The organism is Streptomyces sp. 549 (assembly GCF_030124175.1).
In the GTDB taxonomy this organism is placed as follows: Bacteria; Actinomycetota; Actinomycetes; order Streptomycetales; family Streptomycetaceae; genus Streptomyces.
In genome coordinates this window covers 12506-38620 of record NZ_JASKMT010000021.1, presented here as the reverse complement: position 1 = coordinate 38620, position 26115 = coordinate 12506, and the positions used below count along the sequence as shown (strand labels likewise).

The window sequence follows — 26115 nt, the reverse complement described above, 5'->3', positions numbered from 1 at the left end:
GATGGCGGATGCGCGGGGTGGGGCCGCCGGATGGGCCGCGGCGCACCAGCGGTCAGTGGTCGGTGGCGAGGCGGGCCTGCGCCCGGCTGAGGGCGGCGGGGTGTCCGAAGAAGCCGGGCAGTCCGCCGGAGTGCAGGAAGACGGTGCGCTGCCCGCGGGTGAGGTGGCCGTCGCGCACCGCGGCTGCCAGGCCGGCCATCGCCCGGCCGGTGTAGACCGGGTCGAGCAGAAGCCCTTCGGTGCGGGCGGCGGCGGTGAGCGCGGTCATCACCGGTTCGGTCAGCGCCGCGTAGCCCTCGCCGACCTGGTCGAGTCGCAGCGTCAGCGTGTCCGCCTCGCAGGGCGTGCCGGTCAGGCCGGACACCAGGGCGGCGACGGTGCGGGCCGGGTCGGCGACCGCACCGCAGTGCACCCCGGTCACCCGGTGCGGACCCAACTCGGCGACCAGCCCGGCCATGGTACCGCCGGAGCCGACGGCGGCGAAGACCTGCGCCATGTCCGGCGCCTGGTCGAGGAGTTCGCGTCCGCACTCGGCGTAGCCGCGGGCACCGGCGACGCTGGAGCCGCCGAACGGGATCAGCACCGGCACGGCGCCCCGCCTTCGCAGCTGCTCGACCAACTGCCAGGCGGCGGAGTCCAGTTTCTCGCCGGTGACGTCGCCTGCCCACACCACGTCGGCGCCGAGCAGGCCGTCCAGCGCCAGGTTGCCGGAGGCCGAGCTGCCGGGGTGCCCGGCGAGCACCAGGACGACGTCCAGGCCGAGCCGGGCGCCGGCGGCTGCGGTCAGCCGGGCGTGGTTGCTCTGCGGGGCTCCGGTGGTGACCAGCGTGGTGGCCCCGGCGGCCAGCGCCGCGCCGCAGATCCACTCCAGTTTGCGCACCTTGTTGCCGCCGCCGCCGAGGCCGGTCAGGTCGTCGCGCTTGATCCACAGGTCGCCGGCGTCCAGGCCGAGGGCCTCGCCCAGCCGCGGTGCCGGTTCCAGCGGTGTCGGCCAGGTGCCGAGCTCGGCGCGGTGCGGTGCGCTGCCTCCGACGGTCATCGTGGTCACCTCTCGTCGGCCGCGGCTCCGCGGACAGTCGGATGATCATTTTGCCACGCCGAGCCCGGTTCCCGGGGTGCCGTGACGGGACGGATCACGCGACCGTCCCGGCCGGACGCGCTTAGCGCGGAGACGGCGGGGCCAGGTGCGCTTCGACGGCGAGCAGGCGGGCCTTGTGCATCAGCACCTGCCCGGCGTGCGGGTCGTGATGGTGCGCCTGCCAGAGGGCGTTCTCCACACAGCGGGCCACCGCCCAGGCGGCGACCCGCCGCGGTTCCTCTCCGACGGCCCGGGCGAGCAGCGTGAGACACCCGCCTGCCGGGGCGCGTCGTGGGACAGCAGCCGCACGGCGCCCGCTCCCTTCCACCTCCGCAGGGCGTCCGCTTCACCGGCGGCTTCCGGATGCGGAAGGCTGATCTTCAGCACCGCGCTGCCACCGTCCGGCAGACGTGCGGGCGCGGCCCAGGAGCAACTACCTTCCCGGAAGGGGGCGTCGAGACGAAGCGCCCACTGCTGCCGCAGTTCCGCCACGAGCTGCGGAAGCCGATCCCACCAGAGGTGGCCCTGCTCGGAGCGGTACGCGGCAGCGCGGACCGGCAGCGACTGCGGAAAGTGCTCCACCCGTCCACCGCCCTTCACCCGCGGGCTCTTCAGCCCGCCCGTCCGCGCCTGCCGTCGCACTGTGCCATGCGGGGTCGATCCGTCGCGCGGACCGGGTCGGTCAGCGGAGCGAGGGGCCCTGCCCGACGGTCTCGGGCCGTCCGGCAGGGCGGGGCCCGGCGGCGGCACGGCGGGCCCAGTGGACGGTCCACCACGTCAGCGCGTAGAAAGCCGTGGCGCAGGCGAGGGAGGCGGCACCGGCGGTGACGAGGTGGGTCAGGGCGTGTTCCAGGTCGAGGCGAGCACCGTCCTCCCCCGCCAGTCCGACGAACCTCCAGCCGACACCGGCGGCGACACACAGGGAGAGTCCGGTCAGCACGGCCCGCCGGGCGCCACGGGTGAGGCCGTGCGGGGTGGTCGGCACGGGCGCGGCGGGAGGCCGCTGCCGCCACCACCGCCTGAGCCACCAGGCCAGCACCAGGGCGCCACCGGCGGTGCTGAGGTGCTGGAGCAGGCGGAAGGCGGGCAGGCCGTCCGCTACCTGGAACCTCAGGATCGCCACATGGGTGACGATGTGGCCGTCGGCGTGCGTGAACGCGTCCCAGAGCAGGTGGCTCGCCACGCCGATCAGGGCGGAGACAAGCAGCCAGAACGCCCGTCGCGGCAGTTGCCTCCCAGTCGGCCGGGCTGTGCTGGGCCGGGGCGGGGTCGCCGGGGGTACCCGCCGGGTCGGCAGCAGCGCGAGCACCGGCCGCCGCACCAGGACGACAACGGCCAGCAGCACGCCCGTGATGACCAGGTCCAGGGTGAGGAGCCCGGTGAGGCTGTGGGTTTCGGTGGCGTTGAGGAACGGCCCGTACCAGTCCTGGGCCGACACCGGCACATCGAGGTAGTAGGGCAGGTCAGGGGCGAGCGAACCGGCGACCAGAGCGGCAGGGACGAACGGCTCGCGCAGCAGCGGCAGCACGGCGGCCGGGTGGGAGAAGGTCAGGGGCACGGTGGTCCTCACGGTGTGCGGGGCGTGGGCAGGGCGGGGCAGCCCGGCCGGCAGAGCGTCAGGCGGGCAGGCAGGCGGGCAGGCAGGCAGGACGGGAGTTCGGAGCGCGGGCAGGCGTACCGGTGGGCGGCAGCACGGCGGCCGGGAAAGGCGCCGCTCCGGCAGCCCGGGCGGGTCGGACGCCGGTGAGGGAGGTGCGAGGACGAGCGCGGTGGGGTGCAGGGGTGGGGTGGCGCCGGAGGCGTTGCGGCGGGCAGTCAGAGAGCGGGAGTTCGGCCTCCGCGCAGCAGGTGCAGCGCATAGGTCGGTACCGCCGCGAGCGGGATGAGGGCCCATCCGGCGAGCACCGGCAGGGCCGAGCCCCACACGGAGGCGCTGAGTGCGACAAAGGGCGCGGCGGCGAGTGCCATGGCCGCCAGGTGGAGCAGGCCGCTGCTGCGGGCGGCGAGGGCGGTGCCCGCGCCCGTGGCGGCCAGGACGAGGAACGGCCAGGCACCGTAGTCGGTGGTGATCGGCAGCAGGTGCGCGTACAGGGCCGCCAGCGGCAGCCAGGCCACCGCCGCCGCTGCCCCGGCGAGGGCACGGGTCGACGGCGCGGGGCGCAGGTCGGGCGGGCAGCCCAGCACGATCACCGCGGTGAGGGCGGCCATCACCGCGGTGAGGCCGACCGGGTCGGCGTGGACCGGCCCGACGGCCAGCGAGGTGCCGGTGAGGAGCGTCAGTCCGGCTGCGGTGAGCAGCACGCCGGGCAGCCAGCGGCTGGCCAGCGCGGTGACGGCTCCGACCAGCACGACGAGGTGGCAGGCCATGAGCGCGGTGAGTTGAGGATGCAGGTGGAAGACGGGCTGCTGGGCGCCCGCGCGGGCGCCGACGTACCAGCCGGTGATGTACGCGGCGGACCAGGCGGCGGAGGCGGCCAGGGCGAACGGGGCCGCCGTGGCGACCAGTTCCGCGGGCCGGCCGGCAGAGCCGAGACCGAGCCGCAGGCGCAGGGCGTGCCCCGCGATGTCGAGCGTCTCGCGGTACCGCACCGAGGCGGGCGCGTCCCGGACGGTCTCGCCGTACACCTCGGCGATCTCGTCTCCGTGGGTGCAGCGGTAGTCGGCCGGGTAGAGCCGCAGGACCGAGGGCCTCATGCCGTCGCCGGGCGCTCGGCGGCGAGGCGGAGCCGCCGGGTGGCCTCGCGCGCCGTTCCGGCGATTCGTTCCGCCTCGGCGGCGAGCCGCTGCCGGCCTTCGGGCGCCAGGGCGTAACTGCGGCGGAGCCGGCCGTCCACCACTTCCTCCTGGTGAACCTCGATCAGGCCCTGCTTGAGCAGGCGTTCCAGGGCGCCGTAGAGCGTTCCGGTCCGCATGACCACCTGCCCGCCGGACATCTTCTTGATCTCCTGCGTGATGGCGTACCCGTGGCGCGGCGTGTCGGCGAGGGCCGTGAGGAGCAGCAGGGTGGGCTCCTGCATCGTACGTTCACTCATGTCAGCAATATATGTCGTTGAACGACGCATAGGCAAGCCCGTTACAGCCACGCCCTCCGGGCCGCGGCCCAGTCGGCCACATCGGCGGAGAACGGCCCGGGTCAGCGGCACGCCCACCCCGGTCATCCGAGGCCGAGCAGCAGGCGCAGCCGGTTGTCCGCGGCGTTCAGCGGCACGAAGCCCGCGTCGCTGTCCATGTCGGCCACCAGGCCGTAGGCGAGCAGCACCGGGTACACCGCTCCCCCGCCGACCAGGTACAGGCGGGCCGTCTTCCAGCCCTGGACGTCGGTACCTGCCGATCGGGCGGGTGCCCGGCCTTGCGAAACCCAGCACGCCCGGTCGGCATCCCGCGTGGCGGGACACGACCGGGCGCGTCGCGGACAGAAGGGAGCCCCGGCTGGACGGGGGAGACCAGCCGGGGCGGCTCGGGGGTCGGAAGGGCGGTCGCCTCTCGGCGAGTCGCTCCACGGGGCTTCAGCCGAACGATCTTCCCCGTGGGCGTGGTGTGGGCCCGGGGACACTGTCCCCTCCGTACCCGCACTGGTAAGAACGGCCGACCGGAACGAAACGTTCCGCAGCCAGCGGGGCGGACACGTGTGAGAGGGGCCACAGGTACGTCCGGGGCCCTCAGCCCGTCTTCGGCGGGGCCGCCGACGGGAGCCCGGTTCTCACGGTCGGGCGCTCCGTTCTCGGTGGACCGGGTGCTCAGTTCTCGGTGAAGTCGTCCGGGCTGACGTCCGCCTCCTCCAGCGCCTCCCGCATCGTGCGCCCGCTGGCGCCCTGCGGCTCGGGCGGAGTGTGCTGCGCGTCTCCGAGAACGTCCTCCGTCTTCTGCGTCTTCGGGCGGTTCTCCTCGGGAACGGTCATGAGCCGGCTCCTTGCTTGTCGCTGTGTCGTCTTGCTGTTCGGGGCGGGTGCCCCGGTCAGGTACCGGAGTGCAACCGGGTACCCGACTGCCACCAGCGGAAACTGTCGCCGCGTCCGCCCCTGCCGAGGTGCCGCCCGCTCCACCGGAGCTCCCGACGGGCCGGACGCGGGACCGGCCCTCGGGCGGACGTGTGGGCGGGCGATGGCGGGGCACTCCGGTGGCGGTGAGAAGCGGAGGCGGCGACCGGGCTCCGGCACCGGTGCGAGAGGCGAGGACCCACGTGGAGAACACCACCGACCAGAACCCGAAGACCCGTGCCGCCGAGGCGCTGCGCCGCGTCCACCGGTCGTACTCGGCGGGCAGCGACCGGCCGCTCGGCGGCTACCTGAAGGCGATGGCCGGATTCAGCGCCTACGCGGCCGGCTGCGCGGTGGCGGTCCGGCTCCGCGGACGGCCGCTGCCCGAGCGTCCCGAGCCCTACGACGTGCTGCTGACGTCGGTCGCCACGTTCCGGCTGAGCCGGCTGCTCACCAAGAGCGCCGTGACAAGTCCGCTGCGCGCCCCGTTCACCCGATACGAAGGCCCGGAAGGGCCGTCGGAGCTGAGCGAGGAAGTGCGCGGCGACACGCCCAGCCACGCCGTCGGTGAACTGCTGACCTGCCCGTTCTGCCTGGGCACGTGGGTGGCGACCGGGCTGACGGCGGCCCAGCTGGTGTGGCCCCGCGGCGGGCGGACGGTGACCGGCGCGCTCACCGCACTGGCCGTCTCGGACCTGCTGCAGCTCGGCTACGCCGCCCTGACCCAGAAGGTGGAGGAGGACTGACCACCGGGGACCGGGGCAGCAGGCCGTCCTCCTCGTCCCTGACGCCCTGCCGGACGAGGGCGAAGATCCGGTCCACGTACTCGTCGCGTTCCATCTGTCCCGGCCGGTGGCGGTCGAGAACGGCGAACAGGTCGTTGCTCTGCTACAGGGTTTCGGACGATTCGCGCGAAAAAGCGGAACGGGACGTTTCATACCAACGACAGCGGCCACCAGAACCCACAGCGGACTTTTCCGAGCCGACCGCCGGCATCCGCCGCCGTCCGCGGCAGGCGACCACCGACTCGACCCGCCGCAGCACAGGCCCGTCCGTGCTCCTGCCGCCCTCCACCGCGCACGCACCAGCACCGGCTCAGCGAACGGCCCGACGGCCCTGCGGGGCGCCCTCCCCATCGAGACGGAGACCACCATGAACTGGCGCGAGTACGCCGTGTGCCGCAACGAGGACGCCGAACTGTTCTTCCCCGTCGGTTCCCGAGGTCCGGCCCTGCGGCAGGCCGAGGATGCCAAGCAGGTCTGCCGCACCTGCCCCGTCATCGAGCAGTGCGCCCGCTGGGCTCTGGACTCGCGCCAACAGCACGGCATATGGGGCGGCATGGACGAGGAGCAGCGCCGCGCCCTGCTGCGCCGCGAGGCACGCGTCAAGGCCCGCCTCGCCTCCTGACCTCCCTCCCAGGTGTGAGCCCAGCGAAAGCGGTTATCCGAGTCGTGGGTCCTCACCCTTCCGGGGAGTGACGGCGCGGGCGCTCCGGACGGAGGCGGCACGGCCGCTCCGCAGCTTCCCGGGAAGCCACTCCGCCGCTGCTGTCGGCGAACGAGCCGGCACCGGCCGGCCCGTCCGGTGGCGCGGGACTCCGCGGGCCGTCCACGCAGGCCCGTCGTGCGCACGCTCACGCGGTGCGCGGTACCGGCGGTCGCCGTCCCTCAGAGGCGGCACCGCCACATGTTCGTCCGGTGGAAGCTCCGTGGAAGGGCAGGGTCGATGTCGTTGCTGTCAGGTCTTGGGGGGCCGGTCTCGTCCCTGGTGGGACTGGTGCCGAACGGGGTGACGGCGGGTGCCCGCGGCGCGCTCGGCTTCGCCGGCCGGCTGGCGGGCGTTCCGCAGCGGGCCGTGTGGTCCCGGCCGGGGCGCTGCCACATCGCCGTCCACGGGCTGCACGGTTCGGACGGCACGCGTCTCGCGCGGCGGGTCGAACGGGCACTCGAGGCACACCCGCAGGTGGCGTGGGCCCGCGTGAACGCCCCGGCCGGGCGGGTGGTGGTGGGTCTGGAGTCGCCGCCGCCCTCCGAGCGGGAGCTGGTCGAGCTGGTGGCGCAGGCCGAGGACGACCGGCACGCAGAGAACTGCGACGCCCAGGGCGAGTGGTGCCGGGAGCCGCACCACCCCTGCGAGGGGCCGCGCACCCGCCAGTCGGTGTCGGCGCTCGCCGCGGACGTGGTGGGCCTCGGCCTGGCGACCGTCAACCGCCTGGCGCCGTGGACGCCGCTGCCCGCCGAGGTGCCGGCGCTCGCCGGGGCCCTGACCCACCACCCCACGCTGCGCGAGTGGGTGACCCGGGGCGTCAACGGCCCCGAGCAGGCCGAGTCGCTGCTGCCGGTGCTGACCGCGCTGGCACAGGGCGCGGCCGCCCGCGGCGGCGGGCTGGTGCTCGACGTGGCGCAGCGGGTCGCCCAGTGGCGGGAGGCCGAGGCGCACCGGCAGGCGTGGGAGAAGGCCGAACCGGTCCTGGTCACTGGTCCCGACGACGCGGGCGCCGACCCGGAGGACGACGAGCGCCCCGTGCCGGCCCCCGCTGACACCTCCGACGCGTACGCCTCGCGTGCCATGAAGGCCGGGCTGCTCGCGGGTGCGGTGGCGACGCCGTTCACCGGGCCGCGCCGGGGACTCGCCGTCGCGCTCTCCAGCGTTCCCAAGGCGCCGGAGGCGGGCCGTGAGGGTTTCGCCACGGCTGTCGGCAGGGTGCTTGCGCTGCGCGGCGCGACGGTGATGGACCGCGGGGTGTTGCGCCGGCTTGGCCAGATGGACACGGTGCTGCTTGACGAGGACGCCCTGAGCGGAAGCCACTGCGAGCTGTCGGAACTGGTTCCGCTGAGCGGCACGGACGAACGCGAGGCCGCTGAGCGCCTGTTCGCGCTGTTCGACCCGGACGCGCAGGAGGGCACGCACCGCGAGGACGGGTGGGTGCTCGGGCCCCTGGAGGAGCTGGACCTCACCGGTCGCACCGGTGTGCGGGCCGCCAGGCGGCTCCGCGCCGAGGGCAGCGAGCGGGTGCTCGGGCTGGCGAAGGGCAAACGGCTGCAGGCCGTCGCGGGCCTGGCGCGGACCACCGCGCCCGGGGCCGACGCGGTGGCCGCCGCAGCCCGCCGGGCGGGCGCCCGGGTGATGCTCGCCAGTGACCGTGCGGAACCGGCGTTCGGGTTCGCCGACGAGGTCGTCCCGGCAGGCGACCGGCTGGCGGCCTCCGTGCGGGAGGCGCAGCGCGCGGGCGCGATGGTGCTGGTGGTCTCCGGCAACCGCAGGGCGCTGGCCGCAGCGGACTGCGGCATCGGCGTGCACCGGCCCGACCAGGCGGCGCCCTGGGGTGCCCACGTCCTGGTGGGCACGGACCTGGAGTCGGCGGGCCTGGTCATCGACGCCGTGGGCGCGGCGGCCCAGGTGGACCGGGACTGCAAGGTGCTCGCCACAGGCGGCAGCGGCGTCGGCGCGGTCGCCGCCCTGCAGGGGCCGGTGTCGCAGGCCGCGTCACGCGGCGCTGCGGCCGGCACGACCGCCGGGACCGCGGCGTTCTGCCTGGGCCGCTGGCGGGCCCGGCAGTTGCTGTCCCGTCCGGTGACCCCGCCGGTGGAGAACACGCCGTGGCACCTGATGCCGGTGGAGCAGGTCATGGAGCGGCTGGGCACCGGCGAGGCCGGGCTGAGCGCGTCGGAGGCGGAGGAGCGCGCCGCCCGGCAGCCGGACACCGACAGGCCCGCCCGGACCGGCCTGGCCGCCGCCTTCGTCGAGGAGTTGGCCAACCCCCTGACACCGGTGCTGGCGGCCGGCGCCGCACTGTCCGCCGCCGTCGGCTCCCGTACCGACGCCGCGCTGGTCGTCGGCATCACCGGGGCCTCCGCGCTGCTGGGCGGGGTGCAGCGAGTGCGGACGGACCGGGCCCTGGAGGAGCTGTTCGCCCGGTCGGCGATCGGCGCCCGGGTGCGGCGCGGCGGCTCCGAGCGCCTGGTCGCCGCCGGTGACCTGGTGCCCGGTGACGTCGTCGTCCTGCGCGCACAGGAAGTGGTGCCCGCGGACTGCCGCCTGGTGGAGACCGAGGGTCTGGAGGTCGACGAGTCCTCACTGACCGGTGAGTCGCTGCCGGTGGCGAAGGACCCGGCGCCGACCGTCGCCGCGCAGATCGCCGACCGGCACTCCATGCTCTACGAGGGCACCACCGTCTCCTCCGGCTCGGCGGTGGCCGTGGTGGTGGCCACCGGTTCGGCCACGCAGGTCGGCCGGAGCATGGTCACCGCACGGCAGAAGGCCCCTACGACGGGCGTGGAGTCGCGGCTGACGTCGTTGACGAAGACAAGCGTGCCGGTCGCGATCGGTTCCGCGGTGGCGGTGGCCACGGCCGGCCTGGTGCACGGCCTGCCGCTGAACCGGACCCTCTCCTCCGCGGTGAACCTGGCGGTCGCCTCCGTGCCCGAGGGGCTGCCGTTCCTGGTCAACGCCGCCCAACTGGCCGCCGCGCGGCGGCTGGCCGACCACGGCGCGCTGGTCCGCAACCCGAAGACCATCGAGGCGCTGGGCCGGGCGGACGTGCTGTGCTTCGACAAGACCGGCACCCTCACCGAGGGCGATCTTCGCCTGGCCGCGGTGGGCGACGGCGACCGCGAGGTGTCCGCCGCACGGCTGGACGCCATGGGCAAGCGGGTCCTGGCCGCCGCGCTGCGGGCCACCCCCGCGGCCCGGGAGTCCGAACCGCTGGCCCACCAGACCGACCACGCGGTGGTGACCGGGGCACGCCGGGCGAAGGTCGGCGTGCGGCACGACGCGCCACGCTGGAAGCGCACCGACACCCTGCCGTTCGACCCGTCCCGGGCCTACCACGCGACGGCCGGGCACAGCGGTGACGGACTCCTGCTCAGCGTGAAGGGCGCCCCCGAGAACATGCTGGACCGCTGCGACCGCAGGCAGGTCGGCGACGCGCGGACCGAGCTGGACGACACCGCGCGCAAGCACCTCACGGAGGCCGCCGAGCGGCTGGCCGGGGCCGGGCGGCGGGTGCTGGCGGTCGCCGAGCGGCGCCTGGGCAAGGACGAGCAGCTGACCGACGACGCGGTGGGCGAGCTGGTGTTCCTGGGCTTCGTGGCCCTGGCCGATCCGGTGCGCGACGGCGCCGCACCGGCCACGGCCCGGCTGCGCGAGGCGGGCGTGCAGACGGTGATGCTCACCGGCGACCACCCGGCCACCGCGGACGCCATCGCCGCCACGGTCAACGACGACCCGGACCAGAAGGTGTGCACGGGAGCCGAGATCGACCGGCTCGACGACGACGCCCTGGACGAGCTGCTGCCGACGCTGGACGTGATCGCCCGCTGCAGCCCGCACCACAAGGTGCGCATCGTGCAGGCCTACCAGCGGATCGGCAAGGTCGTGGCGATGACCGGTGACGGCGCGAACGACGCTCCCGCCATCCGACTGGCCGACGTCGGCATCGCGCTGGGCCGCCGCGGCACGCCCGCCGCGACCGCGGCGGCGGACCTGGTGGTCAGCGACGACCGGCTGGAGACGATCATCGCCGCGCTGATGGAGGGCCGCGCCATGTGGGGTTCGGTGCGCGACGCGCTGGCCATCCTGGTCGGCGGCAACCTCGGCGAGGTCGCGTTCAGCGTCCTGGCGTCCGGGCTGACCGGCAGCGCCCCGCTGAACGCCCGTCAGATCATGCTGGTCAACCTGCTGACGGACCTCGCGCCCGCGCTGGCCATCGCCGTGCGCGAGCCGTCCACGGAACACGGCGAGCGCCTGCTGCGCGAGGGCCCGGACCGGTCCCTCGGCAGCAGCCTCAACCATGAGATGGTGCTGCGCGGCGGCACCACCACTCTCGGCGCGGGGCTGGCCTGGGGGGCCGCCCGACTCACGGGACGGCAGCGCCGCGCCGGAACGGTGGCGCTGGCGGCCGTCGTCGGCACCCAGCTGGCACAGACACTGCTCACCGGCGGCCTGGACCGCAACGTGCTGATCGCCGGACTCGGCTCGGCCGCCGCGTTGACGGCCGTCATCCAGACGCCGGGCGTCAGCCAGTTCTTCGGGTGCACCCCGCTCGGCCCGATCGCCTGGGGCATCACCCTCGGTTCGATCACCACGGCCACAGCGGCGGGTGTCGTCGCCGGGCCGCTGGTGCGCAGGCACCTGGCGTCCCAGGAGGCGGCGAGCGCGGCGGACGCGGCGGCTCCTGAGGACGGTGACACGCGGGGCGCCGGGACCACGTCCGGGGACTCCTCGGACAGGAGCGGGGAGCACGCCGCGGAGCCGGCGGCATCCAGCGCGAGGTGACCCCGTCCGGAGGGCCGGCACTCCGCGACGCGGTGCCGGCCCTCCGGCGCGCGCGGTGCGCGGAGTGTCGTGACGCGGCGACGTGAGGGGGCGTCGTGCCGCGGCGTCCGGTGCGCTGGAAGGTCGCGGGACATGCCGGCCCGGCGGAGGCTACGGTGGCCGTCTTCCGGGGGAGGTGGGCGTGGTGAGCAGGGGGAACGAGACGGGTGCGGCGGGTGGCCCTCCGCGCGAGGCCGTGATCTTCGACATGGACGGCACTCTGTGCGACGTGCGCGGGGTGCGTCATCTGCTCGACGGACCGGGCGGGTTCCACGCCTTTCACACCGCGTCCGTGGACTGCCCGCCGCACGGCGAGGTGGTCGCCGCGGCCCGCGCGGCGCACGAGCGCGGTCAGGCGGTGCTGATCGTCACCGCCCGCACGGTCCGGTACCGGCCGCACACCGCGATGTGGCTGGCCCTGCACGGCGTGCCCTCCGACACGATGTGGATGCGCGCCGCACACGACGGCCGCCCGGACTACGAGGTGAAGCGGGACGTCCTGGCGAGCATCCGGCGCCGCTTCCGCCCGGTGCACGCCTGGGACGACAACCCGAACGTGCTCCGCCTGTGGCGCAGCGAGGGCATTCCCGTCACGGTCGTCCCCGGATGGCACGAGCCGGAGTGAGGGCGCGGCCGTGACGACCGCGCGACCGTGCCCCGCGGGGGCCTGGCACCGACGGGTAGCCGGGACCGGGCGGCCCTGCGCGGGGCACGGGAGCGGGCGGACGGTCAGATGCCGCTGACGTTCTCCGCCTGCGGGCCCTTGGGGCCCTGGGTGACGTCGAACTCGACCTTCTGGCCCTCGTTCAGTTCCCGGTATCCGCTGCCGGAGATGGCCGAGTAGTGGACGAACACGTCCGGGCCTCCCCCGTCCTGCTCGATGAAGCCGAAGCCCTTCTCTGCGTTGAACCACTTCACTGTGCCGGTAGCCATACTGGATCTCCTTGGCCGGGACGGCGGGCGTCCCGTGTGGTGCGGGTAGCGAGGAGATCGTCGTGCGCCACCAGCGCGGAGGGAAGCCGACACGCCGCGCCGACACCGGGAGGGTGAGCCGCACCCCGCACGACACGCCGGGCACCGGCCGTCAGTCCCCTTCCGTGAGGGCTTCGAGGTCGCGCCGCGTGTCGTCGCCGTAGACCCCCGTCTCGTCGCCCCGGATGCCGTACCACTCCTGGAACCGGGCGACGGCAGAGGTCAGTTGGGCGTCGAACCGTCCGTTGACGCTGCCTCCCGCGTAGACGTCGGGCACCCGCAGCAGCCGCACCTGGAGGTCGGCGACCGCAGGGCCGGCGTCGCCCTCCCGGAGCAACCCGACCCCGCTCTCGACGTCTGGGGAGGCACGCGGCGCGGGCGTCGACGCGGCTGGGCCCGGGGGGACGGGTGGCGAGGCGGGGGTGTCGTCGGCGCGCGAGGGCGAGGCCGTCGAACCGGCGCCCACCGCCGAGTCGCCGCGCGGGAGGAGTTGCGCGACCCCGAAGCCCACCAGTCCGGCAGCCACCACGGCTCCGGCAATGCGCGCGTGCCACTGGCGCCGGTCGCGACCGGCCGCCGGCAGGCGCCGCCTGCCGCGCGCCCTGACGGTGGGAGGCGTCTCGTCGACCTGCTCGGCGCGGTCGGCCCGCCGCCGGCCGGCGCTCCGCCGCCGAGCCCGGGCGGGGGCCGCCGCCGGGGCCGCTGCGGAAGACGCCGCCGAGCCGGACGGCTTCGCCGCGGCGGCAGAACCGGCCGTGCCCGACGGGCCGTCCGGCTCGGGCGGGTTGCCGTCCGCGACGGGGACGGGCTCCCAGTCGTCGTCCTCGGGCTCCTCGTCCGGGTCGCTGCCGGATTCGGGCGCGGCCCGGCGCCCCTCCTGCGGGCCGCGGAACAGGTCGGCGAAGTCCGCCATCACCTGCGACCGGGGGCGCTGGATGACCCGGGTCGGTTCGAGGACCGGTTCGTGCTCCGGCTGTCCGGGGTCAGGTGGTGTCGCCACCGGCTCTCCTCTCGCCCTGCGCTCGTCTGCGCGCCCGTCCTGCACCGTCCGGCACGAAGGGCCCCGCCCTGCCGCGCGGCGGCCTTGGACACGACTTCACCGTGAGTACGTCAACGAGGCCCCATCGCCTCATTCCGCGCCGAAGTCGGTACCGGAACGGGCCGCGGGGCTAGACCTCGGAACCGGGTGCGGGGACGGCGGCGGGTGCGGGGACGGCGTGGTCACCACCGGCGTCAGCGGCGCACACCTCCCCCGCAGGCGCGGGCGGCGTGCCGCAGGCCCTCCGCAGGCGCGGGCGCCTGCGGCAGCCCCTCCGCCCGTCACACCGGCACCCCCGCTGACAGCGGCAGTCGGTCGGTCGAGACCGAGGACCGCTCCGGTTGCCCCGCCTGCTGCTCCCCGCCGTGCGACTCAACTTCCCTGGCACCGGGCCATACTGAGTCGGGACCGACCGCATACGGCGGGTCGGGTCGGCCCCTCGCGGGTCGCACCGACCGACACGGCGACGAACCGGAGGAATGGCATGGCGGAAGCGGCGAACCGTACGGCCGACGGCTCGCACCGGGGCTCCCCGTACCGGAGAGCCGACCGACCGGTGCGGCACGCCGTGGTGATCGGCGGGAGTCTCGCCGGTCTGCTGGCCGCACAGGTGCTCGCCGACCACTGCGACCGGGTCACCGTGATCGAACGCGACCGGCTGCCGGACGGCCCCGAGCCCCGCCCCGGTGTGCCGCAGAGCCGCCACACCCACGTCCTGCTCGAAGGCGGCCAGCGCACGCTGGAGACGCTGCTGCCGGGGCTGGTGGCCGAACTGCGGGAGCACGGCGCGCCCCGGATCGGCATGCCCAGCGACATGGTCCAGTGGCAGGACGGCCGCTGGTACCGGCGTACCCGGGCCACCGCCCACCTCCTCACCGGCTCCCGTCCGCTGCTCGAATGGCTGGTCCGCCGCAGGGTGCTGGCCAACCCCCGCATCGACGCGGTCACCGGCACCGAGGTGGTGGGACTGCTCGGCGACGCCGCCCGGGTCGAGGGCGTGCGGTTGCGGGCGCGCGGCACAGGACCGTCCCCCGGACCGGAGCAGTTGCCGGCCGACCTGGTGGTGGACGCCTCCGGTCGCGGCAGCAAAGCAGCGCAGTGGCTGGTCGCGCTCGGTGCCGAGGCACCGCACGAGGAGACGCTGGACACCGGTCTCGCCTACACCACCGGCGTGTTCCGCGGGATCCACGACGGCACCGACAGCTCCGGCTACTACATCGTGCCCAACCCCCGACAACCGTTCGGGGCCGTCGTCCTGCCGGTGGAGGGCGGGCGCACCCTGGTCACGCTGTCCGGCCTGCGCGGCAGCGAACCACCCACCGACAGCGCCGGTTTCACCGAGTTCGCCGCCCGGCTCCCGCACCCTCTTGTGCACGACTGGCTGCTCAAGGCCGAGCCGGAGTCGGCCCCGCACGGGTTCCGCAACACGGCCAACGTGCGCCGCCGGTACGACCTCCCGGGACGCCGCCCGGCCGGTTTCCTCGTCACCGGTGACGCGCTGTGCACCTTCAATCCCGTGTACGGGCAGGGCATGACCGTCGCCGCACTCAGCGCTGCGGCGCTGCGCGACACGCTGCGGGACCACCGCCGCACACCCACCACCCGCCGTGTGCAGCGTGCACTGCTGCGCGCCTCCCAGCAGGCGTGGGACATCTCCGCCGGCGCCGACAAGACGATGCCGGGCGCCGAGGGCAACGCCGTCGCGTCCCGGGCCGTCGACCGGCCCGCCACCTGGTACCTCGCCCGGGTGCAGCAGCGCTCCGCCGGGGACCCGGTCGTCGGCGCCGCCTTCCGCTCCGCCCTGTCGCTGTCGGCACCGCTCAGCGTGCTCTTCACCCCGCGGGTGGCCCGCGCAGTGCTGTTCGGCCCGGCGCCGTCCACGCCGTCCGCCCCTCCCATGTGGCGGGAGCCGGAAGACCACCCGGCAGCGGACTGACGCCTGCGGCGACCGGTGGCGACCGTCAGACGGGCAGACAGGCAGCGGCCCCCGCGCCGCCGCCCGCACCCGCACCCGCACCCGCACCCGCACCCGCACCCGCCTGACCGTGGATGACGCCCGTGTGCCGCCATCTCGACCACGCGGCCCGGTGGCGCGAAAATGTGGCGCACACCACTCCCCGGCGCGGTCATGAACCGGCCCGTACGGGTTACTCCGCTCCGGAACAGCTGCGGGCGCCCTTTCGGCCCACCACCCGGTACAGGGTGGTGGGCCGAAAGGGCGCCCGCAGCACCGGGTAGCGGCGCACCGCTGCTTCCCGGGTCACGGCGAAAGGGCCGCCATGTCGCTGCCGTCCGGTCTGCTCACGATTCGTACGCGGTCTGGACAAGGGCGGCTTGGCAGTATTCTTTCGCCGATCAGATGAATGGACGGCCACGGAAGGTGTGTGCGAGGTGACATGGGGTCCTGGCGCACCCGTGCCGGCTCGGGGGCTCCGCGAGGCGGCTCCGGCCGAGTCGACGGCCGCGTTCCGGCCGACGATCGGAACGGGCGCGTGGCGCCCGGCGATCCTCCTCGTGGAGGACGATCCGGGGGACGCGCTCCTTGTCGAGGAGATGGTGGCCGACAGCCCGACGGAGATGCGCTTCGTCTGGGCTCACTCGCTCGCCCAGGCGCTGGAGGAGCTGCGCGGCTGGCAGCCCGACTGCATCCTGCTGGACCTGCACCTGCCCGACGCGCAGGGCCTGGAGGCGCTGACCCGGCTCCAGGCCGGAGCCAAGGACGTCGCCGTGGTCGTCCTCACCGGCCTCGCCGAGGACGGCACCGGGCTTGAGGCGGTCGCCGCAGGCGCCCAGGACTACCTGGTCAAGGGACGGGTCGACCCGGAGCTGCTCAGCCGAGCCGTACGGTACGCGGTCCAGCGCAAGCAGGCCGAGGTGACCACGGCGGCGCTCCAGGCGGGGCAGCTGCGCGCCCAGGAGAACGCCCGCTTGGAACGAGGGCTGCTTCCCTCTCCCAGACTGCGCGACGCCGCGGCCTTCGGCGTCGTCGCCCGGTACCGGCCGGGCCGCGCCCAGGCGCTGCTGGGCGGCGACTTCTACGACCTCGTGCAGGTGCCCGACGGCACCGTGCACGCGGTGATCGGCGACGTATCCGGGCACGGACCCGACGAGGCGGCGCTCGGCGTCGCCCTGCGCATCGCCTGGCGCACGCTGGTCATCGGCGGCGCGACCGGCGTGGAGCAGATGTCGCTGCTGGAGGAGGTCATGACGGCCGAGCGCACCGGGCCGGAGATCTTCGCCACCCTCACCAGCATCGAACTGCCGCCGGACGGGAGCGTCGCCCGCATCGTGCGGGCCGGGCACCCGGGCCTGCTGGTGCACCGGCCCGGGAGCGTGAAGTGGATCGACCCGCCGGGCGGCCCGGCCCTGGGCATGGTGCCCGGCCTGTGCAACTGGCCGGTCAGCGAGCTGCCGTTGACCGGGAGTGACGCGCTTGTCGTCTTCACCGACGGCCTCTTCGAGGGCCGCACCGGTCCCGGTTCGGAACGCATGGGCGAATCGGGCCTGCTGAAGCTCGCCGAGGACGCCGCCGACCAGCCGGCGGAGGCGTTCGTCGACACGCTCATCGCCCGTGCCGCCGAGGCCGCAGCCGACCACGGCGGCCTCACGGACGACATCGCCGTCCTCCACCTCCACTGGCGCACCACGACAGGAAGCAGCACGTGAAGACCGAACGGCGGTTGACGGTTCAGCACTGGTTCCACCTGGTCCTCGCCTTCATGGCGATCCTCATCCTGGCCGGCGGCGCCCTCGGCGCGCATCTGCTGAACCGCACCGCGGAGATCCACCAGCAGCTCATCGACCGGACCATGCCCGCGCGCGCCGAGGCCCTGCGCATGCAGACGGCCCTGGTGGACCAGGAGACGGGGGTGCGGGGATTCGGGATCACCGAGGACCCGCAGTTCCTCGCCCCCTACACCGAGGGCCGGCAGCTCCAGCAGCGCTCGGCGGACCGCATGCGCACCCTGCTCGCGGACCGGCCGTCGCTGCTGGCGGACGTGGAGGCGATCCAGGAGGCCGCCGACACCTGGCGCACCGAGCACGCGGAGCCCGCGCTGGAGGCCGCCCGGGAGGGCGGGCCGCCCGACACGGCCGCCACCGAGCGGGGCCGACAGTCCTTCGAGCAGTTGAGGGAGCTGGTCAATCAGCAGAACACCCGCCTCGACCAGGCCAGGGCCGACGGCATGGCTGAGCTGGCCAAGGCCCGCGACCTGCGCAACATGGTCTTCCTGGCAGTCGCCGTAGCGCTGCTCGCGGCCCTCGTGCTCATCGCCGTGCTGCTGCGGGTCATCGTCTCCCGCCCGCTCCGGGAGCTGCGCAAGGCGTCCCGCCGCATCGCCGACGGCGACTTCAGCCACCGCATCGAGCCCAGCGGGCCTGCGGACCTGCGCGAGCTGGCCGCGGACGTGGAGGCGATGCGCGAGGGCATGGTGAAGGCGCTGGACAGCGCCGAGGGCAAGCGGGCCCTGCTGGCCCAGCAGACCGCCGACCTCGACGCGCAGGCGGTCGAGCTGCGCCGGTCCAACGCCGAGCTGGAGCAGTTCGCCTACGTGGCCTCGCACGACCTGCAGGAACCCCTGCGCAAGGTGGCCAGCTTCTGCCAGCTCCTGGAGAAGCGCTACGGCGACAAGCTCGACGAACGCGGCGTGCAGTACGTCAACTTCGCCGTGGACGGCGCCAAGCGCATGCAGGTCCTCATCAACGACCTGCTCACCTTCTCCCGGGTCGGCCGGCTCGACGACGCACGGCAGGAGGTCGCCCAGGACCGCGCCCTGGACAAGGCGCTGAGGAACCTCTCCACGGCGGTCGAGGAATCCGACGTGCAGATCGAGCGGCCGGACGAGCTGCCGGAGGTGACCGGCGACCCCACCCTCCTGATCATGCTGTGGCAGAACCTGATCGGCAACGCCATCAAGTTCCGCGCTCCGGAGCGCCCTCCGGTCGTGCGGATCAGCTGCACCGAGGTGGAGGAGGCCGGGGCTGCCGCCTGGCAGTTCTGCGTGGAGGACAATGGCATCGGCATCCCGGAGGAGTTCGCGGAGAAGGTCTTCGTCGTCTTCCAGCGGCTCCACAGCAGGGAGGCCTACAGCGGCACGGGCATCGGTCTCGCCCTCTGCCGGAAGATCGTCGAACACCACCAGGGGAGGATCTGGGTGGACTCCGGACAATCACCCGGCACCCGCATCTGCTTCACCCTGCCCGCGCTCCCCGCCCAGGACGACGCGCCACTTCCCGCCCCCGAAGGAGCAACGGCATGACCGAACAGCAGCCCATCGAGGTCCTGCTCGTCGAGGACGACCCGGGTGACGAGCTGATGACCCGGGAGGCGTTCGAGGACAACAAGATCGGCAACACGCTGCACGTGGTGCGGGACGGCGAGGAGGCGCTGGACTTCGTCTACCGCCGTGGCGCCCACACCGACGCCCCGCGTCCGGACCTGATCCTGCTCGACCTGAACCTGCCCAAGTACGACGGGCGCCAGGTCCTGGAACGCCTCAAGTCCGACCCGGAGCTCGCGCCGATCCCGGTGGTCGTGCTCACCACGTCCTCGGCGGAGGAGGACATCCTGCGCAGCTACCGGCTGCACGCCAACGCCTACGTGACCAAACCGGTCGACCTGGACCAGTTCATCGCGGCCGTGCGGCAGATCGACGACTTCTTCGTCAGCATCGTCCGCCTCCCCCGCCCGCACTTCTGACCGGTCGGGCTGCCGGGCGAACGCCGGGCAGGCCCGATGCGGGTCAGGGCACCGCCACCGCCACCGCCGCGAGGTAGCCGGGGTCCGTGTCGACGTCGGCCAGGTTCCAGCCCGGCAGCGACGGCGGCACCGCGCCGGTGCCCAGGTAGGTGCTCTCCAGACCGCCGGCCAGCCCCTCCCCCGTGCCCTTCAGGTACGCCTCCTTACGCACCCAGCAGCGCGCGAAGGCGGCCGGACGCTCTGGGGCCGGGAGTCCGGCGATCTCCTCGCGCTCCCGGCGGTGCAGCGAGGACGCGACCTCCCGGGCGACGGCGGCGGTCGGGACCGTCTCCACGTCCACGCCCACGGGCACCGGCGCGAACCCCAGCAGCACCAGGTCCCCGCTGTGCGACAGGGAGAAGTGCACACCGCCACCGCGGACCGCGGGCCGGCCGTGCGGGCCGCCGCACATCGGGCAGTCCTCACGAGTGAGGTCGACGTCGGCCGGCGGCACTCCGAGTCCGCTGCCGAGCAGGCCGCGCAGCGCCAGATGCGCGACGGCGTACCGGTCGCGGTCCTCCTGCCGCACGTAGGCCGACCACCGGCCGCGCTCCTGCTCGTCGAGCCCCTCCGGCGGCCCCTCCGTCACCACCCGGTGCTCGCTCACCCGCAGCAGGTACAGCCGCGGGCGGCGGGCGCTGTCAGGCGGCGCGAGGTCCCACGAGCCGATGCCTGCGGGCACCACGGTGAGTTCAGGCCGGACACCGGGGTCGGGCATCGGTTCCTCTTCTCTGACGTTTCTCTGGTCTGACGTTTCTCTGGCGTTGCTCTGGCGCTTCTCTGGCGATCTGATCCGACAGCCGGAAGGACACCGCGCGGACGAACCGACCGGCTGTCCACCCGGGAAGGCCCGGCCGACGGACCGCCCCTTCCCATGATCGCCGACGCCGCGCGCTGCGCGGTCCGCGGCCCGGTACACGCCCGGCCGCCGGCGCCCCTGACCGTGCGAGGGCGCCGGGCCGGGCGGTGTCCTGCCCGGACCCGCGCCCTCGCACGGTGGTTCAGCCGAGCTGGCGGACGCGATGCGACCCGAGCTCGTAGCGGGCGCCGACGACGGCCAGCCTCCCGGACCTGATCCGGGCGGCGAGGTCCGGTTCGGCGGCAAGACGTGAGCGGACCAGGCCGACCTGGGCGTCGATGGTGGCGTCGACGCGCTTGTCACCGTGCTGGCTGTGGTCGATGGCGGGACGTATCTGGTCGGCGAGGTACTGGATGTGGGCGGGAAGTCGCTCGCCCGTCTCCTCGGCGTGGACGGCGGCGGTCACGGCACCGCAGGACTGATGGCCGAGGACGAGTACCAGGGGGATGTCGAGCTCCAGCACGCCGAAGGCGATGCTGCCCAGGACTGCCTCGTCCAGGACCTCACCCGCCGAGCGGACGGTCATCAGGTCTCCGAGGCCCTGGTCGAAGACGAGTTCCGGCGGTACGCGCGAGTCGACGCAGCCCAGCACCAGCGCGAACGGCTGCTGGCCGGTCATGAGGGCACGCCGCACGGAGGCGGACTCGTGCGGGTGCTCCTGCCGGAAGGACCGCCAGCGGCGGTTGCCGGCGGCGAGTGCGCGCAGCGCCTCGGCGGGAGTGGCAGGCCGTGCCGCGGCGGGGCGGTCGGAGGTACGGGCCGAGGCGGACGCGATCGCCGACGGCATCGCGGCGGAGGCCAGTCCGCTGCCGGCCACAACGGTTCCGGCGAGGGCGGCGCGCAGCAGGGTGCGGCGGCCCGACGGGGTTGTTTCGGGGAGGTGTGGGGTGTTGTTCACGGACGGAACGTAGCCGCCGCGACGCCCGGAATCCCTTGCGCAGATGATCTGTTGGCACATTCTTTGAATGTGAATGACCGACTCTTGTTCAAAGTTGTACACATGGAGGGTGTCGGAGCGGCCCGCCCCATGCATCCGCGTACTTCGTGGGGCTTCCGAGGTCAGGTGCCTACGCGCCCGGGTCCGGCGGGGAGGCCCCGTGGGGCGGCCGCGGCGGAGGCGGACAGGTGCCCGGCGGGGGCGTCCCCGGCGGGTACGGGTTCGGGTTCGGGTTCGGGTTCGGCGGATACGTGCCCTGTGCGTGTGGCAGGTGCGGGTACGGCGGGTACATGCCCGGCGGGTACGGCGGGTACGGCGGGTAGCCGACGGGCACGAGGGCGGGGGGCGGGACGAGGTCCGTGGCCACCGCTTCCGTGGCCGGCTTGCGGCGGCGGGCCCACCACGTCACCGCGAGCGCGTAGAGCGAGATCGACACCACGTCCAGTGCCACCAGCTGCCACGGTGCGTCGGCCGCGGTCTCCTCCGACCGGAGCCCGTCCACCACGGCTGCGCTCAGCCCGAACGCGACCAGGTTGTTCACGACGTGCAGACCGATCGCGGCCTCCAGACCACCGGTGCGGATCGTCAGCCAGCCGACGACCAGGCCGAAGAAGACCAGGTCGGCGAAACCCCAGACGGTGCCCCACCCGTGCGCGGCGGCGAAGAGCACGGCCTGCGGCACGACGGCGATCCACGGCGAGCGGAAGAGCCCGCCGACGGCCTGCAGCAGCCAGCCGCGGAACACGTACTCCTCGGCCGCGGCCTGGAAGGGCACCAGGAGTACCAGCATCAGCAGCGCGGGCAGCAGCACACCGAGCCCGGCCCACTCGACGGGCTCGGCCCCCGGCTCCTCCGGGAGCAGCAGGGCCAGTCCCGTCATCACCGTCACGACCGGTGCCGCGATCAGCAGGCAGGCGAGCAGCCACCGCCACCGCAGCCGCCCGGTCACCGAGGACAGGGTCCCGGCGGGGCGGCGCTCGACCCACCGCACGACGAGCAGCGCCGCCGGGATCGCGACGGCGAGCGCCATCAGGTCCAGCGCCGTGTCGCCGACGGCTCCGAAGTCCATGACGCCGTCGGAGACCTCCGGCCGGCCCGCGACGGTGCCTGTGACGTAGGCGGCGATGTCGAGGACCACGAAGAGCACGAGCCACACGCCGACCAGGACGACACCGCCCAGCAGCGGTTTCCACCAGGGGTAGCGGCCGGGCAGGCGGGCCAGCCGGTGGTAGGCGAGGGAGCCGTCGGGGGCGGGGGTCGTCATGTGGTCCATCCTTCCCCGGCGCCGAGGCTGCTTCGTCCACCCCCGGTAGGAGCGGTCCGTGCTTCCGGGGGTGGAGACGTCCCGTCCGCGGCGTCCGCGCCTGCGGTGGTGACGGCCGCTCGTGCCGCGGGCGGGCCGGGAGGCGGGAACCCGTGCGGGCCGGGCATGGGCAGCGGCCACCTCGGACGCCCCGGCCCGGAGCCCGACTCGCCCTGAGCAGGGCTCGGCCGCGGCACGGAAAGCGGCGGACCCCGCCCGCACGGTGTGAGGAACCGGCAGGGCGGGTACGCGCGGCGGCATGGAAGCCCACCGCCGTATGATCACGGCAGAACGGCTAGCGGAGGTGCACAGGTGGAAGCCGGTCACTCCGAGGACGGGGACGACACACCACGTCGACGCGGCCCTCGGGCCCCCAAGGACATGGACGACTTCCCGCAGGCCCTCGCAGACGCCATCCAGGGCCCCGGCATCGAGCAGGTGCCGGAGCAGCTGTGCCGAGCCTGCGTGGACCTGCTGGACGTCAGCGGCGCCTCGGTGTCCCTGCACGGCCGGGACGACGCCCGCACCCTTTGGTGGTCGAGCAGCCCGCAGGCCGGCCAGCTGGCCGAGGCCCAGTACACGTTGGGCGACGGCCCGTGCCAGAGCGCGATGACGTTGGCCGCTCCCGTACTCGCGGCGGATCTCACCAAGGGGCCTGACGCCCGTCAGTGGCCGGTCTTCGCCCAACGGGCGGTCGAGTTGGGCGTCGAGGCCGTCTTCTCCCTGCCGCTGGGCAGCGAGGCCAACGCCATCGGCACGCTCGACCTGTACCGCGGGGAGCCGGGTCCGCTCAGCAAGCGGGACCTGTCCTACGCCTTCCCTGCCGCCGACGCCATCGCCTACGCCCTCCTGGTCCTCCAGGCAGGCGCGAGAGCCGTGGATCCCACCCAGGTGTACTCATGGCTGGAGTCGGCGGAGACCAACCACGACGAGGTGCACCAGGCGACGGGCATGGTCATGATCCGGCTCAACCTCGGGGCGGAGCAGGCCCTGGCCCGGCTGAGGGCCCACGCCTTCTCCCACGACCAGACGCTCACCCAGACAGCGCGGGACGTCATCCGCGGAAGCGTGACCCTGTATGAGGACTAGAACCTGCCCGGTGGAGGCACCGGGACGAGGATCGGCCCCCTCACGTGACCCCCGCTCCCCCAGCCCGGTCTCCAGCATTTCGACTCCAGAGACGGTGAGCCGACAATGAGCCGCGAACAGAGCATCGCCGAGGCGTTCGTCGGTCTGTCCGACGTCTTCGAGGAGGAGGTCGACCCGGTCGTCCTGCTGGACCGGCTGGTCCGGGAGTGCGTCCGGCTCACCAGTGTGGAGACGGCCGGCGTCTTGATGATCACCGCCCGCGGCGAACTGCGCACCATGGCGGTGTCGGACGAACGGGCCGAGCTGCTGGAGCTGTTCCAGCTGACGCTCCGGCAGGGTCCGTGCGTGGACTGCTGGCGCACCAAGGAGCCGGTGGAGGCTCCGGACCTGTCGGCGCAGACGGAGCGGTGGCCGGATTTCGTGGCGCTGGCCGCCGCGGAAGGCCTGCACGGCGCGTACGCACTGCCGCTGCGGTTCCGGCGGCAGCACGTCGGCGCGCTCAACCTGCTCACGGACGGGCGGACGGCCCTGACCGCCGAGGAACTGCGGTTGATGCAGGCGCTCGCGGATGTGGCCACCGCTGCCGTCGTCCGGTGGAACGCCGAGCCGCTGCGCGCACAGGACGTCCTCACCCGCACCCAGGCCGCCGTCTCGGCCAAGGCGGCGGTGGAGATGGCCAGCGGCATGCTCGCTGCGCACGCCGAATCCGGCATACGGGAGGGTGCCAGGGCCCTCTACGCGTACAGCGCTCGGCAGGGGCAGCGCCCCACGCAGGTCGCCCGGGCCCTGGTCAGCCGGGTCCTCCACCCGGGCGCGGTCGCCGAGTCGGGCCCGGACCGCACCGGGCGGGCCGACGCCGGACAGACCTGACCGTCACCCCTGGGACCGCTTCGGCGGCTTCGCGAAGGCCGGGCGGTCCGTGCGCTGCCGGGTCGGCCGGCGAGTCACTGCGGCGGGGTGCGCAGGGCCTGGCGGGCCCCGTGGGCCCGGTGCTGCAGGGAGCGAAGCTCCAGGTGGGTTCGCAACTGCCGACGTCCCTCGTCCACGGCGGGAGAGGTCTCTCCGGCCCGGGAGCCCTGCAGGTGTGCTGCCAGGTCGTACAGCTGCCCCGGCTGCGCCTGCCAGCCCCGGGAGTGCAGGTCGAACCGGCGGCGGGCGGCAAGGCGCTGCAGCCGCAGCAGGAAGCGCATCCCGGTGGCGTCCATGAACGGGACGTCGCACGCCTCCACCACCAGAGAGGAGAGCCGTTCCGGCAGCCCGCCGATCAGGGCGTCCAGGGCCGGGCCCGCCCGGTGGTCGATGCCGCCGTGCAGCGTGACCAGCACGGAGTCGTCGAGATGGAGGGTGGTGAAGGTGAAGTTCTTCGAAGTCATGCGGGCGCCCCAGAAGAAACGGTGGCAGCCCTCGGCGGTCAAGACACCGCCAGGTGCCCGGCCGGGATGGCCGCGCAAGGCCCGAAGGGACGGGGATCTGACAGCGGCGAGCGTCCGCGGCATGCCGCCGCATCTTGGGACGCCGCCCTGACCCGAGCCGACGGAACCAGACTGGTTCTACACCATCCACGGTCGCACACCCCGCGGCCTGTGGACAACCCGACCCACGCGGCAGGTGCTGCCGGCCCCCGCCGGATCAGCCGGATGCCGGGCTCCGGGCCTGGTCAACGCGCCTTGGGCGGCTCCTCGGCGCAGTGCACTTGTACGCGCTGCACGGCGTTGTTGCCGAATCCTCCTCGGTTCCACGGCTGCTCGACGGGCTGGGCGGTGCCGTCGGCCTCCGTGGCCCGTGCGGTGAGCACGTGACTGCCGGGCTCGGCCGTCCAGGTCGCCTGCCAGCGCCGCCAGGCCCACGGATGGGCGGACACCCTCGCCAGTCGGGCCTCCTGCCAGGTCGCTCCCCCGTCGGCGCTGAACTCGACCCGAGCCACCGGCGAGCGACCCGACCACGCCCGGCCCTCCAGCTCGACCGGGCCGGGGCGCACCACACGGGTACGGGACATGAAGTCCGGGAAGCCCGGCGGCACGACGAGGGCCCGGGGCCGTATCCGGGTGACGGCCTCGCCCACCTCGTCGGCGGACTGCCGGTAGCGGTAGGCCACGTCCTGCTGGAAGCCGGTGAAGGGCCGGTCGGTGAGGGTGATGCGGCGCAGCCACTTGACGCTGGCCATGCCGTACCAGCCGGGGACGACCAGCCGGACGGGGAATCCGTGCTGCGGCGGCAGCGGCCGGCCGTTCATCTCGTAGGCGACCAGCACCTCCGGGTCGGGACCGCTCGCGGTGGCGGCGGACAGCGGCAGGCTCCGCTGGTAGTCCTGCTCGACGCCGCGCTCCACTCCGTGGTCGGCGCCGGTGAGGACCGCCTCGACCGCGTCCGGCTCCGGCTGCGCCTCGGCGAGCAGGGTGCGCAGCGGTACGCCGGTCCACTCGGCCGTGCCGACGGCTTCCACCAGCCATGGCTGGCTGACCGGCCGAGGTGTGAGGTGGGCGCGTCCGTTGCCGGCGCACTCCATGGTCACCCGGTGGGTGACGGCGGGGAACGCGCGCAGCGCCGCGAGGTCCAGCGTCAGCGGGCGGCGCACCCGGCCGTCGATCGCCAGCCGCCAGGCCCCGGCGTCGGCCAGGGGGATGTCGTAGTGCACCAGCACGTAGTGCAGGCCGGGTGGCGTCACGTCGTAGCGCAGTGCCTCCAGCGGCAGGCCGTGGTTGCGGGCCGCGAGGCCGAGCTCCTCCATGCTGACGGCTTCGCCGTCGTCCGCGAGGCGTCCCGGCCGGCTGATGTCGCTCAGGTCCCGGTGCATGGGTCCATCGTGCCC

General features: G+C 74.2%; 23 protein-coding genes. 10 read left to right on the top strand and 13 right to left on the bottom strand.

Going from position 1 to position 26115, the window contains the following annotated elements; all coding sequences use genetic code 11:
- Positions 1 to 52: 52 nt before the first annotated feature.
- The 6 genes from QNO07_RS20855 to QNO07_RS20825 form a co-directional block, all read right to left on the bottom strand.
- Positions 53 to 1039 (bottom strand): pyridoxal-phosphate dependent enzyme, encoded by a 987-nt coding sequence (locus QNO07_RS20855; protein WP_283993737.1) that lies wholly within the window; start codon positions 1037 to 1039, stop codon positions 53 to 55.
- A 721-nt stretch (positions 1040 to 1760) separates the two neighbouring features.
- Positions 1761 to 2636, bottom strand: coding sequence for a DUF4184 family protein (locus QNO07_RS20845; protein WP_283993736.1), 876 nt, complete (start codon positions 2634 to 2636; stop codon positions 1761 to 1763).
- A 257-nt stretch (positions 2637 to 2893) separates the two neighbouring features.
- Positions 2894 to 3772, bottom strand: coding sequence for a hypothetical protein (locus QNO07_RS20840; RefSeq protein ID WP_283993735.1), 879 nt, complete (start codon positions 3770 to 3772; stop codon positions 2894 to 2896).
- The gene (locus QNO07_RS20835; protein WP_283993734.1) at positions 3769 to 4110 is read right to left on the bottom strand and encodes a PadR family transcriptional regulator; all 342 of its coding nucleotides are present in this window, start codon (positions 4108 to 4110) and stop codon (positions 3769 to 3771) included. Before QNO07_RS20835 ends, QNO07_RS20840 begins: the two co-directional genes overlap by 4 nt.
- 122 nt (positions 4111 to 4232) lie before the next feature.
- Complete coding sequence (locus QNO07_RS20830; RefSeq protein WP_283993733.1) at positions 4233 to 4631, bottom strand: DUF4383 domain-containing protein; 399 nt, start codon at positions 4629 to 4631, stop codon at positions 4233 to 4235.
- A gap of 184 nt (positions 4632 to 4815) precedes the next feature.
- Entirely contained in the window at positions 4816 to 4977 is a 162-nt protein-coding gene (locus tag QNO07_RS20825) for a hypothetical protein (protein WP_283993732.1), read from the bottom strand.
- Between the two features lie 281 nt (positions 4978 to 5258).
- Here QNO07_RS20825 and QNO07_RS20820 point away from each other — a divergent pair, with 281 nt between their 5' ends.
- From QNO07_RS20820 to QNO07_RS20805, 4 genes are all read left to right on the top strand, one after another.
- Positions 5259 to 5801 (top strand): DUF1360 domain-containing protein, encoded by a 543-nt coding sequence (locus tag QNO07_RS20820; RefSeq protein ID WP_283993731.1) that lies wholly within the window; start codon positions 5259 to 5261, stop codon positions 5799 to 5801.
- 406 nt (positions 5802 to 6207) lie between these two features.
- Positions 6208 to 6462 (top strand): WhiB family transcriptional regulator, encoded by a 255-nt coding sequence (locus QNO07_RS20815; protein ID WP_283993730.1) that lies wholly within the window; start codon positions 6208 to 6210, stop codon positions 6460 to 6462.
- Positions 6463 to 6780: 318 nt separating this feature from the next.
- Positions 6781 to 11331: an HAD-IC family P-type ATPase gene (locus QNO07_RS20810; protein ID WP_283993729.1), complete on the top strand. Its 4551-nt coding sequence runs from the start codon at positions 6781 to 6783 to the stop codon at positions 11329 to 11331.
- Between the two features lie 184 nt (positions 11332 to 11515).
- Entirely contained in the window at positions 11516 to 11995 is a 480-nt protein-coding gene (locus QNO07_RS20805; protein WP_283993728.1) for a phosphatase domain-containing protein, read from the top strand.
- A gap of 104 nt (positions 11996 to 12099) precedes the next feature.
- On the opposite strand, the gene QNO07_RS20800 is transcribed toward QNO07_RS20805, so the two are convergent.
- Positions 12100 to 12303: a cold-shock protein gene (locus QNO07_RS20800; RefSeq protein WP_283993727.1), complete on the bottom strand. Its 204-nt coding sequence runs from the start codon at positions 12301 to 12303 to the stop codon at positions 12100 to 12102.
- Between the two features lie 151 nt (positions 12304 to 12454).
- Entirely contained in the window at positions 12455 to 13342 is an 888-nt protein-coding gene (locus QNO07_RS20795) for a peptidoglycan-binding domain-containing protein (RefSeq protein ID WP_283993726.1), read from the bottom strand.
- 523 nt (positions 13343 to 13865) lie between these two features.
- On the opposite strand from QNO07_RS20795, the gene QNO07_RS20790 reads away from it, so the two are divergent.
- The 4 genes from QNO07_RS20790 (at position 13866) to QNO07_RS20775 (ending at position 19079) form a co-directional block, all read left to right on the top strand.
- Positions 13866 to 15317 carry an FAD-dependent oxidoreductase gene (locus QNO07_RS20790; RefSeq protein WP_283993725.1) on the top strand — a complete coding sequence of 484 codons (1452 nt, stop codon included), beginning with the start codon at positions 13866 to 13868 and terminating at the stop codon, positions 15315 to 15317.
- A gap of 455 nt (positions 15318 to 15772) precedes the next feature.
- A complete protein-coding gene (locus QNO07_RS20785; protein WP_502961898.1) occupies positions 15773 to 17047 on the top strand; it encodes a PP2C family protein-serine/threonine phosphatase in 1275 nt (424 codons plus the stop codon).
- Positions 17044 to 18639, top strand: a complete 1596-nt coding sequence (locus QNO07_RS20780) for a sensor histidine kinase (RefSeq protein WP_349636859.1) — start codon at positions 17044 to 17046, stop codon at positions 18637 to 18639. Before QNO07_RS20785 ends, QNO07_RS20780 begins: the two co-directional genes overlap by 4 nt.
- Complete coding sequence (locus QNO07_RS20775) at positions 18636 to 19079, top strand: response regulator (RefSeq protein ID WP_283993724.1); 444 nt, start codon at positions 18636 to 18638, stop codon at positions 19077 to 19079. The genes QNO07_RS20780 and QNO07_RS20775 overlap by 4 nt, the downstream gene beginning before the upstream one ends.
- Positions 19080 to 19122: 43 nt before the next feature.
- Here the strand turns inward: QNO07_RS20775 and QNO07_RS20770 are convergent, their stop codons facing one another.
- The 3 genes from QNO07_RS20770 to QNO07_RS20760 all read right to left on the bottom strand — a co-directional run bounded on the left by QNO07_RS20770 (position 19123) and on the right by QNO07_RS20760 (position 22178).
- A complete protein-coding gene (locus QNO07_RS20770) occupies positions 19123 to 19836 on the bottom strand; it encodes a 4'-phosphopantetheinyl transferase family protein (RefSeq protein ID WP_283993723.1) in 714 nt (237 codons plus the stop codon).
- 283 nt (positions 19837 to 20119) lie between these two features.
- Complete coding sequence (locus QNO07_RS20765; RefSeq protein ID WP_283993722.1) at positions 20120 to 20875, bottom strand: carbonic anhydrase; 756 nt, start codon at positions 20873 to 20875, stop codon at positions 20120 to 20122.
- Between the two features lie 169 nt (positions 20876 to 21044).
- A complete protein-coding gene (locus QNO07_RS20760; protein WP_283993721.1) occupies positions 21045 to 22178 on the bottom strand; it encodes a CPBP family intramembrane glutamic endopeptidase in 1134 nt (377 codons plus the stop codon).
- Between the two features lie 420 nt (positions 22179 to 22598).
- On the opposite strand from QNO07_RS20760, the gene QNO07_RS20755 reads away from it, so the two are divergent.
- A complete protein-coding gene (locus tag QNO07_RS20755; RefSeq protein WP_283993720.1) occupies positions 22599 to 23306 on the top strand; it encodes a GAF and ANTAR domain-containing protein in 708 nt (235 codons plus the stop codon).
- Between the two features lie 105 nt (positions 23307 to 23411).
- Positions 23412 to 24176 (top strand): GAF domain-containing protein, encoded by a 765-nt coding sequence (locus QNO07_RS20750; protein WP_283993719.1) that lies wholly within the window; start codon positions 23412 to 23414, stop codon positions 24174 to 24176.
- Between the two features lie 74 nt (positions 24177 to 24250).
- On the opposite strand, the gene QNO07_RS20745 is transcribed toward QNO07_RS20750, so the two are convergent.
- Together QNO07_RS20745 and QNO07_RS20740 are read right to left on the bottom strand one after the other, a co-directional pair.
- Complete coding sequence (locus QNO07_RS20745; RefSeq protein WP_283993718.1) at positions 24251 to 24679, bottom strand: STAS domain-containing protein; 429 nt, start codon at positions 24677 to 24679, stop codon at positions 24251 to 24253.
- 284 nt (positions 24680 to 24963) lie between these two features.
- Positions 24964 to 26100, bottom strand: a complete 1137-nt coding sequence (locus tag QNO07_RS20740) for a sulfite oxidase (RefSeq protein WP_283993717.1) — start codon at positions 26098 to 26100, stop codon at positions 24964 to 24966.
- Between the last annotated feature and the right edge of the window lie 15 nt (positions 26101 to 26115).